At 69.1% G+C, this 16,334-nt stretch carries 3 protein-coding genes (1 of these 3 only partly in view); all 3 read left to right on the top strand.

Features of this window, described 5'->3' with window-relative positions:
- Tightly spaced (each overlapping or abutting the next), the 3 genes in view from QW863_RS24950 to QW863_RS24960 form a layout consistent with a single transcriptional unit that may run on beyond the window.
- The gene (locus QW863_RS24950; RefSeq protein ID WP_315717425.1) at positions 1–9,726 is read left to right on the top strand and encodes a non-ribosomal peptide synthetase; all 9,726 of its coding nucleotides are present in this window, start codon (positions 1–3) and stop codon (positions 9,724–9,726) included.
- Positions 9,723–16,313: a non-ribosomal peptide synthetase gene (locus QW863_RS24955; protein ID WP_315717426.1), complete on the top strand. Its 6,591-nt coding sequence runs from the start codon at positions 9,723–9,725 to the stop codon at positions 16,311–16,313. Before QW863_RS24950 ends, QW863_RS24955 begins: the two co-directional genes overlap by 4 nt.
- Positions 16,306–16,334 carry the 5' end (the start) of a non-ribosomal peptide synthase/polyketide synthase gene (locus QW863_RS24960; RefSeq protein WP_315717427.1) on the top strand. Its footprint extends 16,378 nt past the window's final position, so 29 of the gene's 16,407 nt are visible here — the first part of the coding sequence; it begins with the start codon at positions 16,306–16,308; its stop codon lies off the right edge, out of view. Before QW863_RS24955 ends, QW863_RS24960 begins: the two co-directional genes overlap by 8 nt.

A 16,334-nucleotide genomic window follows, 5' to 3' on the forward strand; every position in this document is an offset into this window, starting at 1 on the left:
ATGCCGACACAGACCCTCGTCGAACAACTCCGTGAACATGCCGCCTCGCGCGCCGGCCATCCGGCACTGCGCTTCATCGAAGGCGACGATGTCGTCGACGAACTGACATTCGCTGCGCTGGACCGGCGCATCCGCGCGCTTGCGGCGCATCTGCAGGAGCTCGCGCGTGCCGGCGAGCGTGCCGTGATCCTGCTGCCGAACGGGCCCGATTATGCGGTTGCGTTCTACGCCTGCCTCTATGCCGGGGTCATTGCCGTGCCGGCCTATCCGCCGGAGACCGGCAAGGAGCGCTACGCCAGCCGCCTCGATGGCATCCTGCGCGATGCGGCGCCACGACTCATTCTCACCCAGGCGCGGCTTCGCGACGCCGTCGTCGCTTCGGTCGGCGAGACCGATGCTCATGTTGTTGCCGTCGACGAGGTGCCGGTCGATGCCGCCGCATCCTGGCGCGAGACGGACTTGCACGGCGATGCGATCGCCTTCCTCCAGTATACGTCGGGTTCGACGTCGCAGCCGAAGGGGGTCTGCGTCACTCACCGGAACCTGGTCGCCAATGAGATCGCAATCGAAGCGGCGCTCGGCGGGACCAGGGACGACGTCTTCGTCAGCTGGCTGCCGCTCTATCACGACATGGGATTGATGGGCGGATTGCTGAATCCGCTGTTCACGGGCTTCACGGCGGTGCTGATGTCGCCGCGCAATTTCCTCGAGCAGCCGCGACGCTGGCTCGACGCCATCGATCGCCACGGCGGCACCTGCAGCGGCGGGCCGGACTTCGCGTTCGCGCTCTGTGCGGACCGGATCTCGGACGAAGCGATCGCGCGCCTGGACCTCAGCCGATGGCGGTTCGCGTTCTCCGGCTCGGAGTTCGTGCGCCGCGCGACGCTGGATCGATTTGCCGCGCGCTTCCGGCCGGCGGGCCTCGATCCTCGCGCACTGACGCCGTGCTACGGCCTTGCCGAGGCGACCTTGCTGGTGACGGCAGGCGACCGCGCGAGCCGGGCGGTTTGTCACACGCTCGATCCCGCGGCGCTCGCGGGTGGCCGCGTTGCGGAGGCCGGCGAGGGCACGGACCTGATGGCGTGCGGCGCCGTGGCTGACGGCCATGCCGTGCGCATCATGAGGGTCGATGCGTCCGCCGACGCCGGGATGAACGAGGTCGGCGAAATCTGGGTCGCAGGTCCGAGCGTCGCGCAGAGCTATTGGAACAATCCCGAGGCGACTCAGCAGACGTTCGTCCTTCGCGATGGCGCGCGCTGGCTGCGGACGGGCGATCTCGGCTTCGTCCGCGAAGGCGATCTCGTCGTCACCGGCAGGCTCAAGGATCTGCTGATCGTCCGCGGCCAGAACATCTATCCGTTCGATCTGGAGCGGGCCGTCGAGACCGAGGTGGCCTCGGTGCGGAAGGGACGTGTCGCGGCCTTCCCGGTCGAGATCGATGGCGTCGAAGGCATCGGCGTCGCTGCCGAGTTCAGCAGGGCGGTACTGCGGCGAACGCCGGCCGACGTGCTGATCAAGGCGATCGGCGATTCGGTCATGCGGCAGACGCAGGAATATCCGGCAGTGGTCGTGCTGCTGAACCCGCAAGGCATGCCGCTGACCACCAGCGGCAAGCTGCAGCGGTCCGCCTGTCGCGCCAGGTGGGCGCAGGGCACGCTCGACAGCTTCATGGTGTTCGAACGGCGACGTGAGGCGGCGGACCCCTCGCCGTCACCGGAGCTTGCGACGGCGACCGAACGCCGTCTTGCGCTGATCTGGCGGAATGTGCTGCGGCGCGCGACCGTCGACCGTGACGACGACTTTTTCATGCTCGGCGGCAATTCGGTCGCGGCCGCCCAGATCGCGGCGATGGTGCGCGAGCAGTTCGGGGTCGAGCTCGCGCTGCGCGGCTTCTTCGATGCGCCGACGCTCGTCGCGCTCGCAGCGCTCATCGATGCGGCCGGCGCGGATGCGAAAGTGCTCCCGCCGCTGCAGCCCGCACCGGCGGGGCTGCGCGAGCTGCTGTCACCCGCGCAGGAGCGGCTGTGGTTTCTCTGGAGCATGGATCCGGCCGGCACGGCCTACACCATCGCTTGCACGGTTCATTTCGACGGCCCGCTCGATCAAGCACGGCTGGTGCAGGCGCTGACCGAAATCGTCGCCCGCCACGAGACGCTGCGCACCACCTTCTCCGCCCCGGATGGCCGCGTCGTGCAGGTCATCCATGCGTCGCCGGACATTCCCGTCGCGGTCGAGGATCTGCGGCGCAGCCCGGCGGCGGAGCGCGCGTCGCGCGTCGCGGCGCGGACACGCGAGGAGCTGGCGCGGCCGTTCGATCTCGTCAATGGCCCGCTGCTGCGCGCCGTGCTGATGCAGCTCGCGGACGACCGCCACGAACTGCTGCTGTCGGCGCATCACATCGTCGCCGACGGGCTCTCGCTCGACGTGCTGCTGGCCGAGATCGCCGCGCTCTATGACGGGCTCCGGCGCGGGGCAGGGGCGCTGCCGCCGCCGTCCGCGATCAAATATGCCGACTACGCCGCATGGCAGCGGGATTGGCTCTCCGGCCCCGAGGCCGCGCAGCAGCTCTCCTACTGGCGCGAGCGGCTCGGTGATGCGGATACGCCGCTTGCATTGCCGTTCGACCGGCCGCGGCCGCCCGTACAGAGCTATCGCGGCGACACCATCCACGTGGAGATCGCGCCAGACCTGGTGCTGAGGCTCCGCGCGCTCGCCAGGGAGCATCGCGTCAGCATGTTCATGCTGCTGCTCGCCGCCTATCAGCTGCTGCTGTTCCGCTACTCCGGCCGCTCCGACCTGCGCGTCGGTGTGCCCGTCGCCGGGCGCCGCCAGGCCGAGCTGGCGTCGCTGATCGGCTGCTTCGTCAATACGCTGGTGCTGCGGGCCGACGTGACCGACGGCATGAGCTTCGCCGAGCTGCTGGCGCGGGCGAAGGAGGAGGTCATTTCCGGGCTGGCGCATCAGGATCTGCCGTTCGACCGTCTCGTCGACGCGCTGAAGCCGACCCGCTCCGGCGGCCACAATCCGCTGTTCCAGGTCAAGTTCAACTACATGGCCGCGCCTGCCGGACTTGCGCTCGGCGACGGCCTGCACGCCCAGCCGCGCATCGTCGATCTCGCCGGCTCGCATTTCGATCTCGCGCTCGACATTGTCGACGGCCCGACGGGCATGAATGCGAGCCTGAATTTCGCAACCGATCTGTTCGACGTAACGACGGTCGAGCGGATCGGGAGCCAGCTCGTCGATTTCCTGCGGCAGATCGCGGCCGCCACCGACCGGCCGCTGCGCGACTTCGCGATCGCGCGCGACGTCGAGCAGACCGTCGTGGCGGAGGTGACGAGCTTCCCCGCGACCGACATCCTCGATCTGATCGGTGTTGCGCTCGCGCGCCGCGATGATCGGATCGCGCTGCGCCAGGGACGGGACACCGTCAGCGCAGCCGAGCTCGTGCGCTGGTCGGACCACATCGCGGGTATGCTCGTCGCGGCCGGCATCACGCGCGAGACGCCGGTGGCGCTGTGGATCGAGCGGTCGCCGGCCTTCGTCGCGGCGCTGCTCGGCGTCCTCAAGGCGGGCGGCTCCGCAGTGCCGCTCGATCCGGCATGGCCGGTGGCGCGCGTCGATCGCATCCTTCGCGGCGGCGGCATCGGCACGCTGGTCGCAACCGGCGAGCACTTGGCTGCGGCGAGGGCGCTGGAGTGTCATACGCTCGACGGTGAACTGCGCGGCGATGCGTCCTCCGGCGCGTTCGATGCCCCGCGGCCGCATCCGGCGCAGACCGCCTACATCATCTACACGTCGGGCTCGACGGGCGCGCCCAAGGGCGTCGCCGTGTCGCACGGCGCGCTCGCCAACTACGTTCAGGCGCTGTTGTCCCGCCTGCGGCCGCGCGCCGGCGCCGGCATGGCGATGGTCTCGACGGTCGCCGCCGACCTCGGCCATACCGTGCTGTTCGGCGCGCTTGCGAGCGGCGTGACCTTGAATCTGCTGCCGGCCGATGCCGCCTTCGATGCGGATGCGTTTGCGCAAGCGATGCGCGACGGCGAGGTCGGCGTCCTCAAGATCGTGCCGAGCCATCTGCGCGGCCTGTTGCGGGCACGGCGCTCGGCCGACGTTCTGCCGCGCGACGTGCTGATCCTTGGCGGCGAGGCCTGCGATCCCGGCTTGATCGAAGAGGTCCGCCGGCTGCGGCCGCACTGCCGGATCGTCAATCACTACGGCCCGACCGAGACGACGGTCGGCGTGACGACCCATGAGTGGACGGACGCCGAAGCCAAAGGTGTGCTGCCGGTCGGATTGCCGCTTGCGAACCTGCGCGCCTACGTTCTCGACGATGCGTTGAATATCGTCCCGGCCGGGGTCGCCGGTGAACTCTATGTGGGCGGCGCCGGGCTGGCGCGCGGCTATCGCGGTGCGCCTGGACAGACGGCCGAGCGCTTCATTCCCGATCCGTTCGGACCTGCAGGCGAACGCCTCTACCGGACCGGCGATTCGGTGCGCTGTGATCGAGCGGGCCGGATCGTGTTCCTGGGCCGACGCGATGATCAGGTGAAGCTGCGCGGCTACCGCGTCGAACCGGCCGAGATCAGCCGCGCCGTCTCCTCGTTGAACGGCGTCGCCGATGCCGCCGTCGTGGCGCGCGCCGTCGACGCCGAGCAGGAACGCCAGGAGCTCGTGGCCTATTGCGTCGCCGCGGCCGGCGTCGTGTTGCAGCCGGAGGCGCTGCGGCAGCAACTCTCGGCGATGCTGCCGGACTACATGGTGCCGTCGCGCATCGTCGTGCTCGAGCGGCTGCCGCTGACCGCCAATGGCAAGCTCGACCGCGCGGCGCTGCCGCAGCCGGACGATGACGCCGTGCTGTCGTATGTCGCCCCGGTCGGCGCGGTGGAGCAGGCCATCGCCGCTGTCTGGCAGGACGTGCTGGGCCGCGAGCGGATCGGCCGCAATGACAATTTCTTCGAGCTCGGCGGCGACTCCATCCTCAGCCTGCAGATCATTGCACGGCTGCGCAAGCGCGGCGTCATGCTGACGCCGAAGCAGATGTTCGCGCAGCAGACGATAGCGGCGCTGGCCGGCGTGGTTGCGACCACCTCCGCGCCGGCCATGACGCCGCCGGCAGCAGCACGCAACGCAATGAACGCCTGCGCTGCGGAGCTGCTGCCGATCCAATTGCGCTTCTTTGCCGAGGCAATCTCCAACCGCGATCACTTCAACCAGGCGGTGCTGCTGATCCCGCGGGACCGGATCGACTGGAGCGTGCTGCAGCGGGCGCTCGCTGCCGTCGTGAGGCATCACGATGCGCTTCGCATGACGTATCGGCGGATCGCGGGTGAATGGCAGGCGTTGCCGTCCGACCTGCCTGCTGCGCCTGAGCTGCTTTGGCTCCGCACGGCAGTCGAGCCGGCCGACGTCGGCGCGATCGCGTCGGCGGCGCAGGCGAGCCTGTCATTGGCATCGGGATCTCTGCTGCGCGCCGTCGGATTCGACATGCGCGACGGCAGCCAGCGGCTGCTGGTCGCCATCCATCATCTCGCCGTCGATGGCGTGTCATGGCGGATCCTGCTCGAGGACATCGCGTCGGCCTACGAACAGGCGGCGGGGCAGGAGGCCGCCGTCAGCCTGCCGCCCACGAGCTCCGCGCCGTCTTCCTGGGCGCAGCGACTGCGCGCGCATGCGGCCTCCGATCGGCTCGCAGGCGAACTGCCGTTCTGGCTCGCGTCCTCCCGCGGCAGCGAGTTGCCCTGTGACGACGATCATGGAGGCACCGAAGTCGAGGCCGACGCCGAGGAGGTCGTGCTGAACCTCGAAACGGAGCTGACCGAACGGCTGCTCGACGCCGCGCCTGCGGCCTATCGCACGCAGGTCAACGACCTGCTGCTGGCCGCGCTGGCACGCGCGCTCTGGAGCTGGAGCGGGATCGAAGGCGTCGTGATCGAGCTGGAGGGCCACGGCCGCGAGGATGTCTTCGCGGACGTCGATCTCACGCGGACGGTGGGCTGGTTCACGAGCGCATTCCCGGTGCGTCTCGACGGCGGCAGCGAGACCGACCGCGCGCTCATCACCCGCGTCAAGGAAACGCTGCGCGCCATGCCCGATCGCGGGCTCGGCTATGGCGTCCTGCGTTATCTCGGCGCGAAAGAGCATCGCGACGCGCTGGCGGCGACGCCGAACCCGCGTATCGTCTTCAACTATCTCGGCCGCTTCGACGGCCAGCTCGGTGCGGCCGCGCCGTACCGGATCGCGGCGGAGAATCCGGGACCGATGCGGGCCGCCGACACGCCGTTGCGGGCCTGGCTCAACATCAACGGCGAGGTGCGTGACGGGCGGCTGCGGCTCGGCTTCCGCTATGGAAGCCGGCGGTATCGGCGCGCGACCGTGGAACGGCTCGCCGAACTCTATCGCGCGGCGCTGCATGGTCTCGTCGATCATTGCCTCCGCGGCGCCGGCGGTCTCACGCCGTCCGACGTTCCGCTCGCGGGGCTCGATCAGGCGGCGCTCGACCGGCTCTGCGCGACCATCGACTGTCGCTCCGTCGAGGACATCTACCCGCTGTCGCCGATGCAGCAGGGCTTGCTGTTCCATGCGCTGCGCGACGGCGCTGATGACGTCTATGTCAACCAGCTCTCGATCGAGCTTCGGGGTGTGACGCCGGCGCGGTTGCGTGCGGCATGGCAGACGGCGAGTGCGCGGCATGCGGTGCTGCGGACCGGGTTCGCCTGGCAGCAATTGTCCGGAACAGCCCAGCAGATCGTCTACCGGCAGCTCGACGTGCCCGTCGTCGACGAGGATTGGCGCAGCCGTATCACGGGCGGGGCTGCGGCGGCGGAGATCGATGCGGCGCTTGCGGAGGCGGCACGGCGCGAGCGCGAACTCGGCTTCGACATTACCCGGCCGCCGCTGCAGCGGCTGCGGCTGATCCGGCTCGGCGAAGACAGGCTGTGGCTGATCTGGACGCATCATCACATCGTGATCGACGGCTGGAGTTCGGCGCGGCTGCTCGCCGACGTGCTGCAGCAGATCGGCGGCGCCGCGCCGTCGGCGGCGCAGGGCGGCTACCGCGACTACATCGCCTGGCTGCAGACGCGCGACCAGGCGGCAGCCGCTGATTTCTGGCGCGAGACGCTGCGCGATTTCGAGCCCACGCTGCTCGCCGACGCCTTGCGTGCGAGCCGCGCGATCGACGCTGCGAGCGGCCATGGCCGGCTGACGCTGCGCGTGGACGGTGATCTCGCGGCTCGCCTGCGGCGGTTCGCGACGCAGCAGCGCATCACGATGAATACGCTGCTGCAGGGGACCTGGGCCCAATTGCTGCGGCAATATACCGGGCAAAGCGCGGTCTGCTTTGGCGTCACGGTCTCGGGCCGTCCGGCCGAGCTTGCCGGCGCCGAGAACATGGTCGGCCTCTTCATCAACACGCTGCCGCTGATCGATCGCGCGCATCCGCAGACCGCCGCCGGCGACTGGCTGCGCGCCCTTCAGGCGCAGAGCGTCGCGGCGCGCGACTATGAGTGGCTGCCGCTGCACGAGATCCAGCGCCTGGCCGGCAGGGCCGGGCAGCCGCTGTTCGACAGCCTGATGGTATTCGAGAACTATCCGATCGATCAGTCGCTCACCGCGCGCGACGGTGCCGGGCCGCAGATCGGGCGGGTCGAACACGTGACGCCGACCAACTATCCGATCGCGGTCATCGTGTTCGATGGACCCGAGGGCCTGCGCCTCGACTTCAACTACGATCGCGCGCAACTGGACGAACATGCGGTTCGCCGGGTGAGCGCGTCGTTGCGAGACTGGCTGACGCGGATTTCGGCGGATGCCACCCGTCCGACCGGCAGCCTTCGCATGGTCGACGGAGAGGCGCTGGCGTGCGTCCTGCGCTGGAGCGGAGCTGCGATCGGCGAGACGTCACCCCGACCGTCGTCGATCGGCGCGGCGCCTGGCCTCGTGGCGCAGATCGAGGCGCGGGCGAAGGCCGTCCCGGACGCGGTTGCGATCGTCTGCGGCGACCGCCGGATCAGCTACGGCGAACTGAATGCGCGGGCAAACCGGCTGGCGCGGCGACTGCGCGCGCGCGCGATCGGCGCCGATGTCGTGGTTGGACTGGCGCTGGAGCGCGACGCCGAGATGATCGTGGCGCTGCTCGCCGTGCTGAAGGCCGGCGCCGCCTACCTGCCGCTCGATCCGGACTATCCGGCCGAGCGTCTCGCCCACATGCTCGGCGACAGCGGCGCAAGGCTGCTGCTCACGCAAGCCGAGCTGCAAGATCGGTTCACGCCCGCGCTGGCCGACAGCGGAGCCGAAGCCTGGCTGCTCGATCGCATCGACGATGGAGGCGACGCCGGCAACCTCGACCTCGCCATTCATCCGGAGAGCCTCGCCTACGTCATCTATACCTCGGGCTCGACCGGCCTGCCCAAGGGCGTGATGGTGCGTCACGGCGCAGTGACGAACTTCCTGGCGACGATGGCCGAGCGGCCGGGGATCGCATCGGACGACCGCGTGCTGGCATTGACGTCGCTGTCGTTCGACATCGCGGTGCTGGAGCTGTGGCTGCCGCTGACCCGGGGGGCCCGTATCGTGCTGGCCGACCGCGCCTCCGCGCAGGATCCGACGGCGCTGAAGGCGATCGTGGCCAGGCACGGCGTGACGTTGATCCAGGCGACGCCGTCGAGCTGGCGCATGCTGCTAGATCATGACGGGGCCGCCGCGCTGCCTCGTCGCTGTCGCGTGCTCAGCGGCGGCGAGGCGCTGGCTCCCGATCTGGCGCGGCGGCTCGTCGCGCTGAGCGGCGAGGTCTGGAACATGTATGGGCCGACCGAGACCACGGTGTGGTCTGCGCGCCACCGGCTCGATTGCAATGATCCCATGCCGGTGCTCGGTGGTCCGATCGGCAATACCACGCTCTACGTGCTCGACGCCAATCTCAATCTGCTGCCGCCCGGCGCGGCCGGCGAGCTGTTCATCGGCGGCGAGGGGTTGGCGCGCGGCTATTGGAAGCGCGCCGGGCTCAGCGCGGAGCGGTTCATTCCGGATCCGTTCGGCGGCCCCGGTGCGCGGCTGTACCGGACCGGCGACCTGGCGCGCTGGCGTGCCGATGGCGCGCTCGACTATGTCGGCCGCGCCGATCAGCAGGTCAAGATACGCGGGCATCGCATCGAGCTCGGCGAGATCGAGGCGCGGCTGCGCGCGCTGCCCGGCGTCCGCGACAGCGTCGTGGTCGCGCAGGATGTCGGTGGCGGTAGCAACCTGATCGGCTATGTCGGCAGTGAGAGCGCGCTCGATGGCGGCGAGCTGCGCGCGGCGCTCGCGACGGCGCTGCCGGACTACATGGTGCCGTTGCGCGTCATCGTGCTGCCGCGGCTGCCGCTGACGCCGAACGGCAAGGTCGACCGCAAGGCGCTGCCGCTGGCCTCACAAGGCGACGCGGGGGCCCACTATCAAGCTCCGGTCGGCGAGATCGAGATCACGCTGGCCGGCATCTGGGCGGAGCTGCTCGGCCTCGACCGGGTCGGGCGGGGCGATCACTTCTTCAATCTCGGCGGCCACTCCCTGCTGGCAGTACGGCTGCTCAGCCGTGTCGCGCAGGAGTTCGGCACATCGATGCGATTGTCCGAGCTGTTCGTTCATCCGGAATTGGCGGAGTTCGCGCGCGTCCTCTCGATCAGCCTGATCGAGCAGCAGTTCGCGGAAGGTGAACTCGAGTATCTGATGACGGCGGAGCTATCATGAGCGGACAATCAGGACAGCCTCTTCTGCACAACCTCGATCCGGAGGCTCTGCGCCGGTTGGCATCGCGCGCGCGACAGCGCGGCCGCAATGTCCCCAGACGCGATACAAACACGATCCCGATCGCCGATCGCGGGGGCTCGCTGCCGCTCTCCTTCGCGCAGCAGCAGCTCTGGCTGCTGGCCCAGCTCGAGAATGGAAGTACCAACTATCACATCGATGTGGCGCTGCGGCTGCGCGGCCGGCTCGACATCGGCGCATGGCGCCGCAGCCTCGACCGGCTGTTCTCCCGCCACGAGGCGCTGCGGACGGTCTTCGTCGCCGAGCAGGGCGAGCCGCGGGTCGCGCTGTTGCCGCCGGACACCAGCCTGCCACTGGAGGTGCACGATCTTCGCGGCCGGCCGGACCGCGAGAGGCGGCTGGCCGATCTGCTGAATGAGTGTACGCGCGCGCCGTTCGATCTTGCTCGGGGTCCATTGATCCGCAGCCATTTGATCGACCTGGGCGATGATGATCATGTCCTTCTGCTCAGCCAGCATCACATCATCTCCGACGGATGGTCGATGGGCGTCATCGTCCGCGAGCTGTCGGCGCTGTATGCCGCCTTCGTCGCAGGCGGCAATGATCCGTTGCCGCCGCTGGCAATTCAGTATCCGGACTATGCTGCATGGCAGCGCCATTCGCTGACGGCAGATCGGCTGCGGCGGCAGCTCGATCATTGGACCGCCGTGCTGCGCGACGCGCCATCCTTGCTGGCACTGCCGACGGACCGGGCGCGATCTGCACCGCGATCCAACGCCGGCGCCGCGGTGCCCGTCGAGATCGACGACGGTCTTTCGGCCGATATCAGGCAATTGAGCATCGCGCTCGGCGCCACCCCGTTCGTCATCGTGCTGGCCGCCTGGGCCCTCGTGCTGTCGCGGCTGGCCGGCCAGCAGGATCTCGTCATCGGCACGCCGACGGCAAATCGGATGCGTTCGGAGCTCGAAGGCCTGGCCGGCTTCTTCGTCAACATGCTGGCGCTGCGGCTCGACCTCTCGCGCGGTCCTGCTGTGGCGGAGCTGATCGAGCGGGTGAAGACGGCCGTTCTTGCGGCGCAGGATCATCAGGACCTGCCGTTCGAGCATCTTGTCGAGGCGCTCCAACCCCCGCGGCATCCGGAATACACGCCCGTGTTCCAGGTGGTGTTCGCATGGCAGAGCAATGATATCGGCTCATTGGCGCTGCCCGGCCTGGCGGTCGAGCGCCTTGCGACCGAGCAGCACAAGATCAAGTTCGATCTCGAGCTCGATCTCAGTGAGAGCGGTGGACGCATCTCCGGCAAGATCAACTACGCGACGGCGCTGTTCGACGCCGAGACCGTGCAACGCTATCGCACCTATCTGCTGGCTGCGCTGCGCGCCATGGTCGCCGACACCAGCCAGCCGGTCGATCGCATCGAGCTGCTGCCAGCCGAGGAACGTGCGCTGCTGCTGGATGTCTGGAACCGCACGCGCTCGTTCACGCCGCCTGACTGCTGCATTCAGGATCTCGTTGCCGAGCAGGCGCGCCGCCGGCCCCCGGCGGTGGCGTTGGTCCACGACGAGGTCAACCTGACCTATCGCCAGCTCGAGTTGCGCGCTAATCGCCTCGCGCATCATCTCGTCGCGCTGGGCGCTGGTCCGGACCGGCTGATCGCGATCTGCCAGCAGCGCGGCATCGATGCGATCGTCAGCGTGCTCGCGGTCCTCAAAGCGGGAGCGGCCTATCTGCCGCTGGACCCCACCTATCCGCCGCAGCGGCTGCGCGAGACCGTGACCGATGCCCGGCCGACGCTGCTGCTCTGTGACGGCGCGAGCGCCAGTACGCTCGGCAGCGTGGCATGTCCGGTCGTGGATGTGAAGAGCGATGCGCCGGCCTGGAGCGGGCTGCCGGAGGGCGCACCGGATGTTGTTGCCCGTGGCCTGACGCCGCGCAGCCTCGCCTATGTCATCTATACCTCGGGCTCGACCGGACAGCCGAAGGGCGTGATGATCGAGCACCACGGCCTGGTCAATCTCGCGCAGGCCCAGATCGGGCTGTTCGACACCGGTCCGCACAGCCGGATCGCGCAATTCGCCTCCTTCAGCTTCGACGCGAGCGTGTGGGACATCGTCATGGCGCTTTGCGCCGGCGCCGAACTGCATCTGCTCGGAAGCCGCGAGCACCGCGATGCGGCGGAGCTGGTGAACTATCTCGTCGAACATCGCATCACCCATGCCACGTTGCCGCCGGCGATGCTGCAGGGCCGCTCGGACCTCGCGCGGCTCTCCGGGCTCGACGTGCTCGTTCTCGCTGGCGAGTTGCCAAAGCCGGAGCTGTTCGAGGCCCTGCCGTCGGAGATCGCGGTCTTCAACGCCTACGGCCCGACGGAAACAACCGTCTGCGCCACCGCATGGCGCCGTCCGCCCGGCTTCGCCGGCGGTGTCGTCCCAATCGGTCGCCCGATCGCCAACGCGCGGATCTATCTGCTCGACGCCCAGGGCATGCCGGTGCCGCGCGGTGCCGTCGGCGAGATCTGGATCGGCGGGGCAGGGGTTGCCCGCGGCTATCTCAACCGTCCCGATTTGTCGGCGCAGCGTTTTGCCGTGGATCCGTTCGGGCTGTCGTCCGACGCGCGGATGTATCGAACCGGTGACCTCGGCCGCCATCTCGCCGACGGCAACATCGAGTTCCTGGGCCGCAACGACCATCAGGTGAAGATCCGCGGCTTCCGCATCGAGCTCGGCGAGATCGAGCATCGGCTGAATGCGCAGGCCGGAGTGCGGGACTCGGCGGTGCTGGCGCGGCGCGATGCGCAGGGCGATCTCACGCTCGTCGCCTATGTGGTGCCGGCGGACGATGCAGGTGATCCCAGCGCATGGGCTGCGCGCCTGCGCACGCATTTGCAGGCGTGTCTTCCGGACTACATGGTTCCCTCGGCGATCGTTCGCCTCGATGCGTTTCCGCTGACACCCAACGGCAAGGTCGACCGGCAGGCACTGCCGGCGCCGGACGACGAGGCGTTCGGCCGTGGCGCCTATGATCCGCCCCACGGCGAAATCGAGCAGGCCCTCGCTGCTATCTGGCGCGAGCTGCTGGGCATCGAGCGTGTCGGTCGCAACGATCATTTCTTCGAGCTCGGCGGCCATTCGCTGCTCGTCGTCCGCATGCTGGACCGGCTGAAGCGCCATGCGCTGACGATCGATGCGCAGATGGTGTTCGCCAAGCCGGTGCTGCGCGATCTCGCGGCCAGCCTGCGGCGAGGCGAGGAGACCGCAATTCCTGACAACCCGATCACGGCGCAGAGCCCGGTCATCACGCCGGACATGCTGCCGCTGATCGCGCTGAGCCAGGGCGAGATCGACCGCGTGGTGGGCCGTGTGCCGGGCGACGTCGCCAACGTCCAGGACATATACGCGCTGTCGCCGTTGCAGGAGGGAATCCTGTTCCATCATCTGCTCGCGACCGAGGGCGACCCCTACGTGCTGGTCGCGCAGATGGCGTTTGCGGGCCGTGATCTGCTGGATCGCTATCTTGCGGCCGTTCAGGACGTGATCGACCGGCATGACGTCCTGCGGACGTCGTTCCTCTGGGATGGGCTGTCGGTGCCGGCGCAGGTGGTCTGGCGCCAGGCACCGCTAAGCGTCACCGAAGTTGAGCTCGAAGGCAACGAGCCGGCCCAGGTCGAGCTGGCGCGCCGCTTCGATCCGAGGTCCTGCCGGCTCGACCTGACCCAGGCGCCATTGCTGCGTCTCGTTGTCGCCCGCGACCCACGAAATGATCGCCTGCTGCTGCTGGTCATGCTGCATCACATGGTCGGCGACCATACCACTCTGCAGGCGCTGCACGAGGAAGTGCAACTGATCCTGGCGGGCCGCCGCAGCGCTCTCCCTCCACCGATTCCGTTCCGTAACCTCGTGGCCGAGATCCGCAAGGCCGGCGGGCAGGATGCGCAGCAGCGCTTCTTCCGGAGCATGCTCGCCGACATCGATGCGCCGACGGCACCATTCGGATTGATGGAGGTCCGCAGCAACGGCGACGGCGCGCGCGAGGCAAGGCTGCCCGTGCCGGCTACGCTCGACGCGCGGCTGCGCGCGCAGGCGCGGCGCCTTGGCGCGAGCCTCGCCAGCCTCTGTCATGTCGCCTGGGGCCAGGTGCTGGCGCGCAGCAGCGGACGTGATCAGGTCGTGTTCGGCACCGTGCTGCTCGGCCGCATGCAGGCCGGCCACGATACCGGCCGCAGCCTGGGCCTGTTCATCAACACGCTGCCGTTGCGGCTCGATCTCGACGGCACGTCGGTTGAGGACAGCGTTCGCGCAGCGCATGGGCGGCTGGCGGAGCTGATGGCGCATGAGCATGCCTCGCTGACAATGGCCCAGCGCTGCAGCGGCGTCGCGCCGCCGACGCCGCTGTTCTCCGCGATCCTGAACTATCGGCACGGCCGGAGGCAGGATGCGCGGACAGATGCAGAGTCCCTGCAAGGCGTCGAATGGCTCGGTGGCGAGGAGCGCACCAACTATCCGCTGATGCTGGCGGTAGACGACGACGGCCATGGGCTTCACCTGACGGTCCAGGCCGTGGCGCCGGTCGCGCCCGAGCGGGTCGGCGCGATGATGCAGCACTCGCTCGACCAGCTGGCGCTGGCGCTGGAAGCGGCGCCGCACACGCCGGTGCGCAGGATCGACGTCGTTCCGGACGAAGATCGCGCGCGGCTGCTGCTGGCCTGGAACGCGATGGCGACCAACGATGCAAATGCGCTCTGCGTGCACCGGCAGTTCGAGGCCCATGCGGCGCGAACTCCCGATGCGGTCGCACTGGTGCATGGGCAGGAGATGATCAGCTACGGCGCGCTCAATGCGCGGGCGAACCGGCTGGCGCGGCGGCTCCGGGATCGCGGCGTCGGGCCGGATATGGTGGTCGGGCTGGCGCTGGAGCGCGGCGTCACGATGATGGTGGCGCTGCTCGCGGTGCTCAAGGCGGGCGCGGCCTATCTGCCGCTCGATCCGGACTATCCGTCCGAGCGTCTCACGCACATGCTGAACGACAGCGGCGCCAAACTGCTGCTGACACAGGCCACGCTGCATGACCGGTTCGCGCCGGTGCTGGCCCGGAGCGATGCCGAGGCCTGGCTGCTCGACGTGGCGGCCGGCGATGGCCTCGGCCAGACCGATGATCTTTCCGTCGATGGGCATGCGGAGAGCCTCGCCTACGTCATCTACACTTCCGGCTCGACCGGGCTGCCCAAGGGCGTGATGGTGCGCCACGCTGCGGTGACGAACTTCCTGGCGACGATGGCCGAACAGCCGGGCATCGCGGCCGACGACCGCGTACTGGCGCTGACCTCGTTGTCCTTCGACATCGCCGTGCTGGAGCTGTGGCTGCCGCTGGCCCATGGCGCCCGGATCGTGCTCGCCGACCGCGCCGCGGCCCATGATCCGGCGGCGCTCAAGGCGCTGGTCGCACGGCACGGCGTGACCATGATCCAGGCGACGCCGTCGAGCTGGCGCATGCTGCTCGAGCACGATGCGGCCAATACCAGCGAAACCGCTCCGTGGCTGCCGAAAGGCTGCCGCCTGCTGAGCGGCGGGGAGGCGCTGGCCTCGGATCTGGCGCGGCGGCTCAGCGCGCTGAGCAGCGAGGTCTGGAACCTGTATGGGCCGACCGAGACCACGGTATGGTCGGCGCGTCACCGCCTCGATGCGACGAATCCGGTGCCGTTGCTCGGCAGCCCGATCGGCAACACCCGGCTGTACGTGCTCGACGGCGAACTCAACCTTGCGCCGGTGGGCGTCACCGGCGAGCTCTTCATCGGCGGCGACGGACTCGCGCGCGGCTATTGGAAACGCGCTGCGCTGAGTGCCGAGCGCTTCATTCCGGATCCGTTCGGTGGCGACGGCGCGCGGCTGTACCGGACCGGCGACCTCGCGCGCTGGCGAGCCGACGGTGTGCTCGACTATGTCGGCCGCGCCGATCATCAGGTGAAGATCCGCGGACATCGGATCGAGCTCGGCGAGATCGAGGTGCGGCTGCGGGAGCTGCCGGGCGTGCGCGACAGCGTCGTCGTCGCGCAGGAGCTCGGCGGCGGCCGTCAGTTGGTCGGTTATGTCAGCGGCGAGGCATCGCTCGATGGCAGTGACCTCCGCGCCGCGCTAGCAACGGCGCTGCCGGACTACATGGTGCCGTCGCGCGTGATCGTGCTGCCGGAACTGCCGCTGACCCCGAACGGCAAGATCGACCGCAAGGCGCTGCCGCGGCCGGACGCGAAGCCGCCGGGGGCGCACAGAGTCGGCCCGCGCAATCCGACCGAGGCGGCGCTCGCGACGATCTGGGCCGAGCTGCTGCACAGGCCGGAGGTCGGCGTCACCGACAACTTCTTCGAGCTGGGCGGCGACTCGCTGGTGGCCGTCCAGCTCGTCGGCCGCATCAAGCGCGATCTTGCGCGGGAGCTGCCGCTGAAGCGGTTGTTCGAGCTGACCACGGTCGAGGCCATGGCGTCCGCGCTCGCCGCGGAACCGCCGACGAGCAGGCGCAGCGACGACATCGCCGCCATGTTCGATCTGCTTGAGGAAGTCGAGTTCGCCAATGAATGATCAGTCGGGACTTCAGACCCA

Origin of the sequence: Bradyrhizobium sp. SZCCHNR1017 (assembly GCF_032381375.1) — a bacterium.
GTDB lineage: Bacteria > Pseudomonadota > Alphaproteobacteria > Rhizobiales > Xanthobacteraceae > Bradyrhizobium.

What these genes read in the sequence shown, in the direction of transcription:
- QW863_RS24950 (WP_315717425.1), top strand. Translation starts at nt 1, where the DNA reads ATGCCGACACAGACCCTCGTCGAACAACTCCGTGAACATGCCGCCTCG.
- QW863_RS24955 (WP_315717426.1), top strand. Translation starts at nt 9,723, where the DNA reads ATGAGCGGACAATCAGGACAGCCTCTTCTGCACAACCTCGATCCGGAG.